Source organism: Caproicibacter fermentans (assembly GCF_014303955.1).
In the GTDB taxonomy this organism is placed as follows: domain Bacteria; phylum Bacillota; class Clostridia; order Oscillospirales; family Acutalibacteraceae; genus Caproicibacter; species Caproicibacter fermentans.
Genome location: NZ_CP060286.1, coordinates 411,576 through 426,386 on the forward strand (window position 1 = coordinate 411,576; position 14,811 = coordinate 426,386).

The following is a 14,811-nucleotide window of genomic DNA, read 5'->3' on the forward strand; positions in this document are numbered from 1 at the left end:
AAAAGGGAGTGGGGCGTAAAATGCTGCGTTTTGTTTTGGGCCGCGCCGGCAGCGGGAAAACACAGGCCGTCCGGAATAAACTGAAAAATCTGGCGCAAACGGGGGAAGAACGGCTGATGCTGCTTGTGCCGGAACAGGCTTCGTTTGAAAACGAGCGCGCAATGCTCCGGCTTTTGGGGCCGGTTCTCGCCCGCCGCGTGACCGTAACCAGCTTTTCACGGCTCACGGACGAGGTCCTTCGGGGCTGCGGAGGCTTCGCCGGGCGGCGGCTCGACGACGGCGGACGGAGTATTTTTATGAGTCTCGCGCTGGAGCAGGTCAAAGATCAGCTGGATGTCTATCGGAAGAATTCGGAAAGCACCGAACTGATCGGACTTCTTCTCAGCGCATGCGCCGAATTCAAGATGTGCGCGGTTACGCCGCGCGACTTGTCCGCCGCCGCGGAGCGGATGCGGGACGGTACGCTGAAACGGAAAATATCGGAACTGTCCCTGATCTTTTCCGCTTACGACGCGCTGGTGTCGCAAAGCTTCGTCGATCCGCTCGATGATCTGACAAGGCTGAAAAACGCCCTGAGCGAACACAGCTATTTTTCGGACTATACCGTCATGGTGGATTCGTTTCAGAGCTTTACCGTGCAGGAGTACGACGTATTATCCCTGATTTTGCGCCAGGCAAAAGAGGTTTGCGTTGCCCTTTGCACGGATCGTCTCGACGATCCGGAATGCGGGGCGGGCCTGTTTTCCCTGATTCGCAGAACCGCGAAAATTTTAGTCAGAATCGCAAGGCAAAACGGAGTTCCGGTTGCGGCCCCAAATGTTTTGGAGGGCGGCGCGCGGTTTCAGAGCGAAGACCTGAAAGCGCTGGAAGGCGGAATCTATCGTCCGGCCCATCAGGAACCGTTTTTAGGGGAAAGTAAAGCGGTCGCCGTTTACGAGGCGAAGAACAGCTATGATGAATCGGCGTTTGTCGCCGCTACCGTCCGGCGCCTTGTGATTGACGAAGGATACCGTTACCGGGATTTTGCGGTGATTGCAAGAAATCCCGAATCTTACCGGGGAATTCTGGACGAAGCGCTTGAAAAATGGGAAATTCCATATTTTATGGACAGGCCGGAGGAAATCGACGCGGAACCGCTGATGCGGTTGGTTCTATCCGCGTTTCAGATTACGCAGAACGGATTTCGCTCCGACGATATTCTGCTCTACCTAAAAACCGGGCTGTGCGGCCTTTCACCGGATCAGATTTCTCTGCTGGAAAACTATACGTTTTTATGGAACATCTCCGGCCGTAAATGGCTGGAGGAATGGACGGACAGCCCGGAGGGTTTCGCTGAGCGAAAGCCGGGTGATCCAGCAATGCTTTCCGAGATCAACCGACTTCGGAGCATGGTCGTCGGACCCCTGAAGCATTTTTTTGAAAGGACGGAGGACGCGGACGGAACATCGATTGCCGCGGCTGTGTTCCGCTTGCTTGAGGAGCTGGGCGCGGCTGAAAATCTGAAACAGTTTGCCGGTCAGCTCTCGGATGGCGGGGATCCGGCGCTGGCGGACCGGGAACTGCGCATTTGGGACCTGCTGATGGAAATTTTGGATCAGACGGCTCTGGTAATCGGAAAAAATGAAATTTCCGCGGCGCGTTACGCCGAACTGCTGCGGCTGGTTATCCTGTCCAGCCGCATTGCAAGCATTCCGCAGGGGCTGGACGAGGTAACCGTCGGCGCCGCGGACCGTTCGCGCCCAGAAGAACCGAAAATCGTTTTTCTGGTCGGATGCGCGCAGGGCGAATTTCCCCTGTCGCCCGGCGAGGGGGGGCTCATCAGCGACAGGGAACGCCATGAGCTCATCAACCTGGGATTGGAGCTGAACGACACGGCGGAGGGCGCCGCGATCCAGGAACGATTTCTTGCCTATTCTTCCATGTGCGCCGCTTCCCGGAAGCTTTATCTCAGCTATCCGGTTTCCGATGCGGAAGGAAAGGCGAATTCTCCCTCCACAGTTATAACGGAGGCGCTGGCTGTTCTGCCGAAAGCGGAACGGTGGAACGAGCTTTTGCTCGAACAGACGTATTTTGCCTCGGCACGGGGGCCTTTGCTGGAACTAGCGGCACAGAGATGGAGTACGAACGACAGGCTGTCCGCCACCTTGAAAGAGCTTATGAATCGTTACGGGAAGGACCGGCGGCTGGCCTCGGTCGCCAACGCGGCGGAAAAACGGCCTTTCCTGTTCGGGGATGCGGACAAGGCCCGCGACCTTTTCGGCTCGGATCTCCGCGTTTCGGCGACACAGATTGAAAAATACCATTTGTGCCGCTTTCAGTACTTTTGCCGCTACGGAATCGACGCCCGCGAACGGAAAACCGCCGAACTCAACGCGCTGGAATACGGCAGTTTCATGCATTACCTGCTTCAAAGACTGTTTCAGGAAATCGGAAGCGAAGCTATTTTCAATCTTGACGACGACGGGCTTCGAGCCGCCATTCTGAATTTTATGGACGATTATGTAAAAACCAGGTTCGGCGGCCTTTCCAACAAAACCCCGCGATTTACATATCTGATCACCCGGATTGCCGATTCCGCGGGGATCATTGCCCGCCGTATCGCGCAGGAGCTGTCGCAGAGCGGGTTTGAACCCGTTGACTTTGAACTCCCGATCGGCGAAACGGTGCCGGCTTTGGAAATTCCTCTTCCCGATGGAGGAAAAGTAAGCATCGACGGAAAAATTGACCGCGTCGACGTGATGACCCGCGGCGGGACTTCCTACCTGAGAGTTGTGGATTACAAAACCGGACAGAAGGAATTCCGCCTTTCAGACGTTATTTACGGAATGAATCTGCAGATGCTGATTTACCTTGCCGCACTGTGTGAGAACGGAAAGGGGCGGTACGGTGAAATTCTTCCCGCCGGCGTTCTGTATATGCCCGCAAACCGTCCGTCGCCGTCTGCGGAGCGGGGGACCGCAAGCGATAAATTGAAAAAGGAATCGGACAGGCAGCTTCGGATGGACGGTCTGATTTTGAACGACGCGGACATCGTTGCCGCAATGGAGCCGGACGGAAAGGGCGCTTTTATTCCGGTGACCTTAAAGGACGGAGTTCCGTCGGGCAGCGGTCATTTGGTCACGGATCGGGAACTGAAACAGATTCTTCGATATATCCGCGGCCTGATTGAAACAATGGCGGCCGAGCTAAAGCGGGGGAATGTGTCCGCTGTTCCGCTGTCCGGCGGATATGATGCCTGCGCCTGGTGCCCTTACGGGGCGGTCTGCGGCCATGAGAGAGACGACCCGGAGCGTGAAATGCAGAAATGGGACCGCGACGCCGTGCTGGCGGAACTTTCGAAAAGGGGGAAGACGACATGAGCAGAAACTGGACGCAAGGCCAGAAGAACGCGATTTACGCGCGCGGCGGAACCCTTCTGGTTTCCGCCGCCGCCGGCTCCGGCAAAACAGCCGTCCTGGTCCAGCGCGTTATTGAGCGAATAGTCGACCCGGTCAGCCCGATCGACGCGGACAGGCTGCTGATCGTCACGTTTACAAAAGCCGCCGCCGCGGAAATGAGCGGCCGCATCGCCGCGGAAATCGCCCGGATGTTGGAAAAGGATCCCGGAAACGTCCGGCTTCAGCGCCAGCAGATTCTGCTTTCCCGCGCGAAAATCGGAACAATCGACTCCTTTTGCAGCGATCTGGTGCGCGAGAATTTCTTTAAACTGGGAATTTCGCCGGATTTTCGGATTTTGGACGACGGGGAAATGACCGTTCTGCGCGCTCAAATCATTTCGGACACGCTGGACGAATTCTACGAAGCGGCGAAACCCGAATTTTTTGATTTTGTCGAGGAGTTTTCATCCGGGCGGGATGACGGCCGCATCGCCGAAACGGTGAACCGTTTGTACGATTTTGTACGTTCCCATCCGTTTCCGGACCGCTGGCTTTCGGAAAAGTCGGCCTTGTACGACGATTCGGTCCCCCCGGGAGAATCCGTCTGGGGACGTGCGATTCTTTCCTATGCGGAAGAAGCGGTGGAGTACGGAATTTCGGTTACCGGAAATTCCCTTGCCCGCATGAGCGGCGACGAGGAGCTCGACGCCGCATATTCCGACGCCTGCCGGTCGGATCTTGCAAACCTGCTGAGTTTAAAAGAATGCGTTTTGTCCGGCGACTGGGACCTTTGCTCTCTCCGCTGCGCCGGGTTTTCCTTTCCTAAATTCAAGCCGGTCCGGGGCCGCTCGGAGGATCCTCTCAAAAATTCAATTTCTAATGCGCGAAAAGAAATCAAGTCCTTGGTCGGCCGCCTTACGGTTCTGTTTTCCGGCTCCGGGGAGGAGTGGACGAAGGAAATGTCACGGCTTGCCCCGGCCGTGCGCATGCTGTTTCGTGTTACGGAGCGGTTCGGCTCTCTGCTGGCGCAGAGAAAAGCGGAGCGCCGCGCGGCGGATTTCAGCGATTTGGAGCATTGGGCGCTGAAGCTCCTGGTTCGCGCCGCAGAAGACGGATTCGAGCGGACTCCGGACGCGCTGGAGATTTCCGAGCAGTATGAAGAGATTATGGTGGACGAATATCAGGACACCAACGAAGCACAGGACATGATTTTCCGCGCGATTTCCCGCAACGAAACCAATTTGTTCCTGGTCGGGGACGTCAAGCAAAGCATTTACCGGTTCCGGCAGGCGATGCCTCAGATCTTTTTAAAGCGGCGCGCGGCTTTGCCGGATTACGACCCGGAGAATGAAACGTTTCCCGCCTGCGTGATTCTCGACCGCAATTTCAGAAGCAGAAGCGGGGTAACGGGGGCGGTTAATTTCGTTTTCCGGCAGCTGATGAGCAAAAAGGCGGGCGAGCTGGATTACACAAAGTCGGAGGAGCTGGTTCCCGGCGCCGATTATCCTCCCCAGAAGGAGCCGGCGGCCGATCTGGAAATCATCGATCTTTCCGGAACGGAATTCCGGAAAGACTCCGACATGATCCGTGCGGAATGCCTGCGCATCGCGGAACTGATCTATTCCATGACGGACGGTTCGCATACCGTAACGGACCGCGGCAGGCAAAGGCCGGCGGTTTACCGGGATTTCTGCATTCTGCTCCGCAGCGCCAACCGATATGCGCACGAATACGCAAGGGAGCTTTCGGCACTTGGAATTCCGGCGTGGGCCGATACGGTGGGCGGATTCTTCACCGCCAGCGAAATCCGCACCGCCCTGTCGCTGCTTCAGGTGATCGACAATCCGATGCAGGATATTCCGCTGCTCGCGGTTATGATGAGCCCGATTTACGGCTTTTCGCCGGACGATGTCTCTGAAATCAGGCTGCATGACCGCGCGGGCCGGCTTTATCCCGCGGTTGCTTCGTCTGCGCGGGCCGGAAACCGGAAAGCCGCCGAATTTCTTGAAGAGATCAAGCGTTTTCGGACTTTGTCCGCAACCATGCCCTCAGACCGGCTGATCCGATCCGTTTACAACTCAACGGGCCTTTCGGATCTGGTTCAGGCCATGCCGAACGGAGAACTGCGGCTGGCGAATCTTCGCCTGCTGCTGACCTACGCCCGAAAATACGAATCATCCGGTTACAACGGGTTATCCGGCTTCCTCCGTTTTATTGAGCGTATGCAGAAAAGCCGCGCGGACCTTTCCGCGGCTTCTACCATCAGCGAATCGGCCAATGTGGTGCGAATTATGAGCGTGCACCACTCGAAAGGGCTGGAATTTCCGATTTGCATTCTGGCCGGCTGTTCGCGCAGCTTTCATCGGGAGCGCTCGGACGTTCTGCTGCATCCGGAACTCGGCCCCGGCATTCGGCTAAAGGATCCGGCCACCGGCGCCCGTTGTTCCACAATGGTTAGGGAAGCCGTTGGGCTGGAGCAGGAGCGGGATGAAATGAGTGAGGAGCTGCGCGTGCTTTATGTCGCGATGACGCGCGCGAAAGAGAAACTGATTCTGGTCACAACGCTCGCGGACGCCGGCGGAACTCTTGCTTCCCTTGCTTCCCGGGTAACGGGCGGGGCTCGGATTCAGCCCTACGTTGTGCGCGGCGCGTCCTGCATTTCAGACTGGCTGCTGCTTTGCGCTCTTCGCCATCCGGACGGCGGCTCTCTTCGTGAGATTGCCGGTGCGTCCGACGAAATCACAGTGGGGGACGGGGAGCATTGGGCGATTCATGTAACCCATCCGCGGGCGGAGGAATCCGCGGAGCCGAAAATTACAGAGAAGTCCGAAGCTGCGGCAGATTCCGCTTTGCTTGACAGACTGGAGGCAGATCTGAATTATTCCTATCCGTATTCCGGACTGAACGGCATGCGTGCGAAGGTTGCCGCGTCCGAGCTGGCCGCCGGGAAATTCTCCGCCCGGTACTCGGCGTCCGCCCGTCCCGCGTTTCTGGGCGAAACCGGCCTGACTCCCGCGGAGCGCGGCACGGCGCTGCACGCCTATCTTCAGTTTGCGGATTACAAGAAGGCGGCGGCCGCTCCCGACGGGGAGCTTTCCAGACTGGTGCGGGAAGGTTACCTGACCTCCTCGCAGGCTCAGGCGGTTGACCTGAAGGCTGTTCAAACATTTTTGCAAAGCAGGGTCGCAAAGAGGATGCTTGCCTCTGCCCGCATGGAACGCGAGTTTCGCTTCACTGTGGAGATACCGGCGGGAGAGGTGCGCCAGGAACTGGACGCGAAATTGTCAAAAGAATCTGTGATTCTGCAGGGCGCGGCGGACTGCGTGTTCGAGGAACCGGACGGCCTTGTGATCGTTGATTATAAGACGGACTGCACGGGAGACCCGGAGGAGCTTTGGCGGCGATACGAGGAACAGCTGGATTGGTACCGGCGCGCATTGGAGCTTTGTACGGGGAAAAGGGTAAAGCAATGCATGCTTTACTCGTTTGCCATCGGAGCGGAAATTACGGGTACGGGAAATAATTCTTGACAAAAGCGGCGGGTGTCTTTATAATAAATAACTGTAAAACAAAGCGGGATACACTCTGAACAGTTGTATTTCCACCTGTGGGGTATTGTCCGTCACGGGTCAATACGTTTGATTGTTCCTTTCGGAGCAAAACTTGGTATTGATGCGCGGGCGGATGGTTGTGCCCGCGCTTTTATTATTATTTATTGATTGACGTGTTATGGAGGTGCTTAACTATTAGCAACAAGGAACTTCAGGTTAACGAACAAATCCGCGACAGGCAGGTGCGGTTAATCGGTTCGGACGGCAGCCAGCTCGGCCTGATGTCATCCGCGCAGGCCCTGCAGAAAGCCATGGAAATGAATCTGGACCTGGTGAAGATTGCTCCTCAGGCCAGTCCGCCGGTCTGTAAGATCATTGATTACGGCAAATTCAGATTTGAGCAGGCCAAACGTGAAAAGGAAGCCAGAAAAAATCAGCATATCGTTGATATTAAGGAAATTCGTCTTTCGCTGAATATTGATGTTCACGACTTCCATACGAAGCTCGGCCATGCGGAGAAATTTCTGAAAAGCGGAGACAAGGTAAAGGCTTCTATTCGTTTTCGCGGACGCGAGATGGGCCATCCGGAACAGGGCTATGAAATTATGAAACGCTTTGCCGAGGCTCTGAGTGAAATTGCAAACGTTGAAAAACCGCCTAAGCTGGAAGGACGCAACATGTTGATGTTCCTTGCTTCCAAACCCGTTAAGTAAAGTTTTAAGGAGGGGCAGTCATGCCTAAAATCAAAACACATACCGGCGCAAAAAAGCGCTTTAAGCTGTCCAAAAACGGTAAAGTTATCCGCGCTCATGCCAATAAATCGCACATTCTCAATAAAAAGTCCACAAAGCGCAAACGCGGTCTGCGCAAGACGGTTTCCGCCGACAAGACGAATGTGGCAAGCATTAAAAAGCTGATTCCCTATAAGTAAAGACTGCTTGGAAAATGGAAATTGACCATTTATTGGAGGTAATAGAATGGCACGTGTTAAGGGCGCATTGATGACGCGCAAAAGAAGAAAAAAGACGTTAAAACTCGCAAAGGGTTATTTCGGTTCCAAGAGCCGTCATTTTAAAATGGCGAAACAGGCCGTCATGAAGTCCGGCAACTATGCGTTTATCGGACGCAAGGCCAGAAAAAGGGACTTTCGCCGTCTGTGGATTACCAGAATCTCGGCTGCCTGCCGGGCAAACGGCGTCAGCTACTCCATGTTCATGAACGGACTGAAAAAAGCCGGCGTTGCGCTGAACCGCAAAATGCTTGCTGAAATCGCCGTTGCGGATGAGGCTGCGTTTAAGAGTCTGGTTGAAAAAGCAAAATCCGCTGTTTAAATAATCACTTACTGCGCCCGGTTGGTTCCGGGCGCTCATTTTATCCGTTGGGAGTTCTTGCGAATGCCCGAAATAATTTTGAGCCGCAGAAATGAAATCATTCAATCGGCAATACGGCTTTCCGGTTCCGCGGATTACCGCAGAGAACGCGGACTGTATTTTCTGGAAGGCGCGCGGCTTTGTTCGGACGCGGCATGCAGCGGCGTTGCGGTGCAAAAACTGCTTTATACGGAACGCGCCGGGGAGAAATACGCGAAGTATCTGTCCTCCGTTCTGAAAACCGCGCGGGAGGTTTATCTTGTCGGCCCGCAGGCAGCGCAGGCGCTGTCCTGTACAAAGTCGCCTCAGGGTATTTTCTGCGTTTGTGAAATGCCGCGGAAAATTCAGCATATTGCCGATCTAAACAGGAGCGGTCCGTATCTCGCACTCGAAAATTTGCAGGATCCCGCTAATATGGGAACGATTCTCCGTACGGCGGAAGCTCTTGGGGTTTACGGGGTCATATTGGGTGGAAGCTGTTGCGATATATATTCTCCAAAGGTGCTTCGCGCATCGATGGGGGCTGTATTTCGTATGCCTGTTTTTGTGGAAGAAAATTTGCCCTCGGCGTTTTTGGGGCTGAACCGCCGGGGCTTTCTCACCGCCGCGGCGGTTCCGGATTCGGACGCTCTGCCCGTGACAAAAATGAATTTTTCCGTTCCGTGCGTGCTTACGGTCGGAAACGAGGGCAACGGGCTGACGGAGGAAACCCGAAAGGCGTGTTCCGTTCAGGTTACCATTCCTATGCTGGGAAGAGCGGAATCCCTGAACGCGTCCGCTGCTGCGGCCGTTTTGATTTGGGAAATGATGAGGAACCGGGCGGGAGGCGCTGGTTTATGAGTGATTTTGACCCGAGAGCATATTGGCTGTGGTTGCAGCATGCCCTTGGAGCGGGCAGCTCCAAGCCAAACCGCGTTCTGGAGGGCTGGAATAATCTGGAGGAATTTTATTGCGGAGGCCGGGAAGCATGGCTGTTGGAAGGCTACTTCACGGCGAAAGAACTCCGCGGCATGGAGTCATACTCCGTTTCCGACGCGCAGGCGCTTTTACGGTACTGCGATCAAATAGGGCAGAAGGTCGTCACCCCGGACTGCGATGAATATCCGGCTCCGCTGCGGCAGATTCACAATCCGCCGTGCGCGCTTTATTATAAGGGAGCTCTTCCCGATTTCAGCAGAGAACCTGCAATCTCGATTGTCGGAACCAGAAAGGCTACGCAAACCGGAAAAACGATTGCCCGAAGCTTCGCCTATGAGCTTGCGAAAAATGATGTGATCATCGTCAGCGGCGGCGCGCTTGGCATTGATACGGCGGCGCATCAGGGGGCGCTTCAGGCGGGCGGAAAAACCGCTTGCATTCTTGGCTGCGGCATCGATACGGCATATCTGGCGGCAAATGCCGCCCTGCGGGATACCATTGCGGTCAAAGGCGTGCTGATTTCCGAATTTCCACCGCAGACACAGGCGTCCGGATCGAATTTTCCCATCCGCAACCGAATTATCTCGGGGCTTTCTCTCGGCACTCTTGTCGTGGAGGCCGCGGCAAGGAGCGGATCTTTGATTACGGCGGATTACGCTCTGGAACAGGGGCGCGATGTTTTTGCCGTCCCGGCAGGTATTTTCAGCCCTGTTTCGGCGGGAGTCAACAGCCTGATTAAGTCCGGAGCAAAGCCTGTCAGCGGGGCAAAAGAGATCCTTGAAGAATATCCTGAATGGATAAAAAGTAAATTTTTCCTTGACGATACAAAAACAAATGTTATTATAGAAGAGAATGGCGCGAAATGCGGTTCTTTCAAAGAAGATAAAAAGCAGAAGGAAATCTGTGCGGATAAATTTTCACCGGACGCGCAAATACTATTGTCCAGCTTAACCAACAGGCCGCGCCAGATTGCCGAATTGTCCGAAAGTACACAAATACCGGTTGCGCGGCTTCTTTCCGCCGTGACCGAATTGGAATTGGAAGGCGCAATTGAATCCCATTCAGGCCGCAGATACAGTCTGCGGCGCTCATAGTTTTCCTCTGCATTCTTTGGAATGAGAAAGAAAATGCTTAATAATAAGAGGTGGTTTTATGTCCAAGCTGGTGATCGTTGAATCCCCGGCAAAAGCAAAAACAATTAAAAAATATCTGGGAACCGGTTTTGATGTCGTTGCTTCCATGGGGCATGTGCGCGATTTGCCCCAAAATCGGTTGAGCGTTGATATAAAAAATAAATTTAAGCCAAAATACGAGATTATTAAGGGTAAGGAAAAACTGGTTCAGGACCTGAAGGACCTTGCCGAAAAAAGCGATTCAATCCTGCTCGCGACCGACCCTGATCGGGAGGGGGAGGCAATTTCGTGGCATTTGGCATATATTCTCGGCCTTGATATGGACCAGAAAAACCGGGTTACTTTTAATGAAATTACAAAAACCGGCGTTACAAACGGAATGCAGAATCCGAGAAACATTGACATTGACTTGGTGAACGCGCAGCAGGCTCGCCGAATTTTGGACCGGTTGGTCGGTTACAAGCTCAGCCCGTTCCTGTCACAGAAAATCAGGCGCGGTCTCTCTGCCGGACGTGTGCAGTCGGTTGCGGTTCGAATCATTGTGGACAGGGAAAATGAAATCCGTAGTTTTGTTCCGGAAGAATACTGGACGATCGACGCGAAGTTTGTCCCCAAGGGCTCCCGCAAAACCTTTGCCGCCAGTTTCTACGGCGATACAAACGGTAAAATGAAAATTTCCAGCGAAGAGGAATCCAACCGGATTCTGGAAGATCTGAAGGATGCCGATTTCAACATTGTTAAAGTGAAAAAGGGAACAAGACGCAAATCTCCGGCTCCTCCGTTTATCACTTCAACTCTCCAGCAGGAAGCCTCGCGCAGGCTTGGCTTTCAGGCTAGAAGAACGATGAAGGCGGCGCAGGAGCTGTACGAAGGCGTGGAAGTCCCTGGGCTCGGAGCGGTCGGTCTGATCACTTACATGAGGACGGACTCCCTTCGCATCTCGGAAGACGCGGTTCACGAGGCAAGTGATTATATCCGCGAACGATGGGGCGACAAATATCTTCCGGATGCCCCCCGCCACTTTAAATCCAGAGCCAACGCGCAGGACGGTCACGAGGCGATTCGCCCTTCCATGCCGTCCCTTCCACCGGAAAAAGTCAAGGAAAGCCTGTCCTCCGACCAGTATAAGCTTTACAAACTGATTTGGGAACGCTTTCTGGCAAGCCAGATGTCAAACTGCCTGCAGAGTACCACGCAGGCCGAGATTCAGGCGAAGAATTACATCTTTAAAGCGTCCGGGTTTACCGTAACGTTCGACGGCTTTACCGTGCTTTACGAAGAGGCGAAGGACGAAAAGGACGAAGCCGGAGTTTCGCTGCCGCCCTTGGAGAACGGAATGCCGTTGAAATTAAAGGAAATTGCGGGCAGTCAGCACTTTACACAGCCGCCCCCGCGTTTTACGGAAGCATCGCTGATTAAGGCGCTGGAAGAAAACGGGATCGGACGCCCGTCCACTTATGCTGCGACGATTTCAACCATAACGGGAAGGGAATATGTGGTAAGGGACGGAAAAGCCCTGAAGCCGACCGAGCTGGGCGAAACCGTAACCAATTTGATGAAAGAGCGATTCCCCAAAATCGTAAACATTAAATTCACCGCGCAGGTGGAAAGCAATCTTGACGAGGTTCAGAGCGGCAAAACAAATTGGGTGGAAACCCTTGAAGATTTCTACGGGGACTTCGACCAAACGCTGAAGACCGCGAAAGAAGAGATGCAGGGGGTCAAAATCCAGCTCAAGGAGGATGTGACCGACGTCATCTGTGAAAAATGCGGGCGGCATATGGTCATTAAAAACGGCCGTTACGGTAAATTCCTTGCTTGCCCCGGATATCCGGAATGCAAAAATGTAAAAAAATACGTGCAGGAAACCGGCGCGGAATGCCCGAAGTGCGGCGGTAAAGTCATTGTGAAAAAGACAAAAAAAGGCCGCGTTTTTTACGGCTGCTCCAATTACCCGAACTGCGATTTCGTTTCGTGGGACGAACCCTCCAAGGAAAAGTGCCCAAGGTGCGGCAAGACCCTCCTGAAGAAAAAAGGGAAGAATCCAAAGCTGTACTGTGTCACGCCTGACTGCGGTTTTGAAAAGACGGAGGAAGAATGAGGATCCGGGTAGTCGGCGCCGGCCTTGCCGGCTGCGAGGCGGCGTGGAAAATTGCCGAGGCCGGAATTCCCGTTGAGCTTTATGAAATGAAGCCGCTTCGCTTTTCGCCCGCGCACCACAGCGAAAACTTCGCGGAATTGGTCTGTTCCAATTCCCTGAAAGCCGAGAGGACGGAAAGCGCCGCGGGCCTATTAAAGGCTGAAATGAAAAGGCTCGGCTCTTTGCTTTTGTCCTGCGTGGATTCCTGCCGTGTTCCCGCCGGCGGCGCGCTTGCGGTTGACCGCGACCTTTTTGCACGGACGGTGACGGAGAAAATCGCATCCCATCCGATGATTCAGATTCTCCGGGAAGAAGTGAACGAAATCCCGGCGGAGGGAATCGCGGTCATCGCAACAGGACCTTTAACCTCCGATGCGCTGGCCGGAAAAATATCCGCTTTATGCGGTGGGAGTCTGAGCTTTTTTGACGCGGCCGCGCCGATTGTAACGGCGGAAAGCCTGAATATGGAGCGGATTTTCGCTGCCTCCCGCTATGAAAGGGGAGACGATGCCGCATACCTGAACTGCCCGATGAACCGTGAGGAGTACGAACGGTTTTATGAGGAACTGATCCATGCTCAACGCGCCCCGCTCCACGAATTCGACGCAGCCGACCCGAAGGTCTATGAGGGCTGTATGCCGGTGGAAATTATGGCACGCCGCGGGCCGGATACCATTCGGTTCGGACCGATGAAGCCGGTTGGCCTGCGGGACCCCATGACCGGGCACCGCCCCTGGGCCGTGCTTCAGCTCCGGCAGGAAAACGAGTCTGGGACCATGTATAATCTGGTAGGGTTTCAGACTAATCTGAAATTTTCAGAACAAAAACGCGTGTTTGGAATGATTCCCGGACTGGAGCATGCAGAATACGCGCGGTTCGGAGTGATGCACCGCAATACGTTTCTGAATTCTCCGACGGTGCTGTCGTCCGGCTTTGCGTTCAGAAAGAATCCGGACTTGTTTTTCGCGGGACAGATCACGGGTGTGGAGGGTTACATGGAATCCGCCGCTTCCGGGATTATGGCCGGAATGAACGCGGTTCGGCGACAGCGCGGCAAGTCTTCCCTTGTACTGCCGCAGACAACCATGATCGGTGCTCTGAGCCGTTATGTCGAATCCGGTGGAGCCGGTAATTTTCAGCCGATGGGAGCTAATTTCGGCGTGATTCCTCCGCTGCCGGAAAAAATCCGGGACAAGCGGGAACGCTACGCTGCTTTGGCTGCCCGGGCGCTGGAAGACCTGGACCGGGCTCTGACCGAAAAATAAAATATGCTCATTTGAATCGAGGTGCTGGATATGAAAATCATCGTTGACGCATTTGGCGGCGATAACGCTCCGCTTGAAATCATCAGGGGATGCGCGGACGCCGTGAAAGGCCTGGGCGTCGATATCGTTCTGACCGGCCGCGAACAGGAGATCCGCAGGGTCGCGCAGGAGAACGGCATATCGCTCGAACGGATGGAAATCTGCGACGCTCCCGACGTCATTACCATGGAGGATTCCGCCGGGGATATCATGAAAGCAAAATCGGATTGTTCCATGGCCCTGGGACTTCGTTTGCTTGCGCAGGGGAAAGGAGACGCCTTTGTTTCCGGAGGGAACAGCGGCGCTCTGGTTGTCGGGGCCACACTGATTGTTAAGCGAATCAAGGGAGTGCGCCGGATTGCATTTGCCCCTATTATGCCGAAAAACAAAGGATGCTTTATGCTTATCGACAGCGGCGCAAACGTGGACTGCAAACCTGAAATGCTGCAGCAGTTCGGCATCATGGGCTCCATTTATATGGAAAAGGTTATGGGGATAAAACGACCCCGCGTCGCGCTTGCAAATATCGGTGTGGAGGACCACAAAGGCGGCGAGCTCCAGCACAGTTCGTTTGCTTTGCTCAAAAATTCCGGCCTCAATTTTGTCGGCAACATCGAAGCCCGCGATATCCCGGACGACGCCGGAGACGTCATTGTGGCGGACGGGTTTACGGGCAATGTCATCTTAAAGCTGTACGAGGGCGTCGCGCTGATGCTGATGGGGAAGCTGAAGGACATTTTCACACACAGCGTGAAAAACAAGCTGGCTGCCGCCGTCGTGCTCGGCGATATAAAGGCACTCAAACAAAATTTCGATTACAACGAATACGGCGGAGCGCCGCTGATGGGATGCTCAAAGCCCGTATTCAAAACCCATGGCAGTGCGAAGGCAAAAACAGTATACAATGCTCTGCGGCTGACGAAAGCCTATGTGGAAGGCAATGTGGTTGACGAAATCGCTTCCAGCATAGCAAGATACGGAGCGGACGAAAAATAAAAAATTAGGACTGGGGGCGGAC

10 protein-coding genes are annotated in these 14,811 nt (G+C 54.4%); all 10 read left to right on the forward strand.

The features are described 5' to 3' along the window. Positions 1 to 20 precede the first annotated feature (20 nt). The 10 genes from HCR03_RS02050 to plsX all read left to right on the forward strand — a co-directional run bounded on the left by HCR03_RS02050 (position 21) and on the right by plsX (position 14,789). Positions 21 to 3,359, forward strand: coding sequence for a PD-(D/E)XK nuclease family protein (locus HCR03_RS02050; protein WP_187036454.1), 3,339 nt, complete (start codon positions 21 to 23; stop codon positions 3,357 to 3,359). Further along, positions 3,356 to 6,907 (forward strand): helicase-exonuclease AddAB subunit AddA, encoded by a 3,552-nt coding sequence (addA, locus tag HCR03_RS02055; protein ID WP_187036456.1) that lies wholly within the window; start codon positions 3,356 to 3,358, stop codon positions 6,905 to 6,907. Before HCR03_RS02050 ends, addA begins: the two co-directional genes overlap by 4 nt. Before the next feature lie 263 nt (positions 6,908 to 7,170). Then, positions 7,171 to 7,641, forward strand: coding sequence for a translation initiation factor IF-3 (gene infC / locus HCR03_RS02060; protein ID WP_267459207.1), 471 nt, complete (start codon positions 7,171 to 7,173; stop codon positions 7,639 to 7,641). A 20-nt stretch (positions 7,642 to 7,661) separates the two neighbouring features. After that, the gene (gene rpmI, locus HCR03_RS02065; protein ID WP_066650556.1) at positions 7,662 to 7,859 is read left to right on the forward strand and encodes a 50S ribosomal protein L35; all 198 of its coding nucleotides are present in this window, start codon (positions 7,662 to 7,664) and stop codon (positions 7,857 to 7,859) included. Between the two features lie 46 nt (positions 7,860 to 7,905). Continuing rightward, positions 7,906 to 8,259 carry a 50S ribosomal protein L20 gene (gene rplT, locus HCR03_RS02070; RefSeq protein WP_066650555.1) on the forward strand — a complete coding sequence of 118 codons (354 nt, stop codon included), beginning with the start codon at positions 7,906 to 7,908 and terminating at the stop codon, positions 8,257 to 8,259. Positions 8,260 to 8,322: 63 nt separating this feature from the next. Further along, positions 8,323 to 9,138, forward strand: a complete 816-nt coding sequence (locus HCR03_RS02075) for a TrmH family RNA methyltransferase (RefSeq protein WP_156990916.1) — start codon at positions 8,323 to 8,325, stop codon at positions 9,136 to 9,138. Beyond that, entirely contained in the window at positions 9,135 to 10,310 is a 1,176-nt protein-coding gene (dprA, locus tag HCR03_RS02080; protein ID WP_187036458.1) for a DNA-processing protein DprA, read from the forward strand. Before HCR03_RS02075 ends, dprA begins: the two co-directional genes overlap by 4 nt. 58 nt (positions 10,311 to 10,368) lie before the next feature. Then, positions 10,369 to 12,450: a type I DNA topoisomerase gene (gene topA / locus HCR03_RS02085; RefSeq protein ID WP_187036460.1), complete on the forward strand. Its 2,082-nt coding sequence runs from the start codon at positions 10,369 to 10,371 to the stop codon at positions 12,448 to 12,450. Continuing rightward, positions 12,447 to 13,754: a methylenetetrahydrofolate--tRNA-(uracil(54)-C(5))-methyltransferase (FADH(2)-oxidizing) TrmFO gene (gene trmFO, locus HCR03_RS02090; RefSeq protein ID WP_187036462.1), complete on the forward strand. Its 1,308-nt coding sequence runs from the start codon at positions 12,447 to 12,449 to the stop codon at positions 13,752 to 13,754. The genes topA and trmFO overlap by 4 nt, the downstream gene beginning before the upstream one ends. 30 nt (positions 13,755 to 13,784) lie before the next feature. Continuing rightward, positions 13,785 to 14,789, forward strand: coding sequence for a phosphate acyltransferase PlsX (gene plsX, locus HCR03_RS02095; protein ID WP_066650545.1), 1,005 nt, complete (start codon positions 13,785 to 13,787; stop codon positions 14,787 to 14,789). Positions 14,790 to 14,811: the final 22 nt, after the last annotated feature.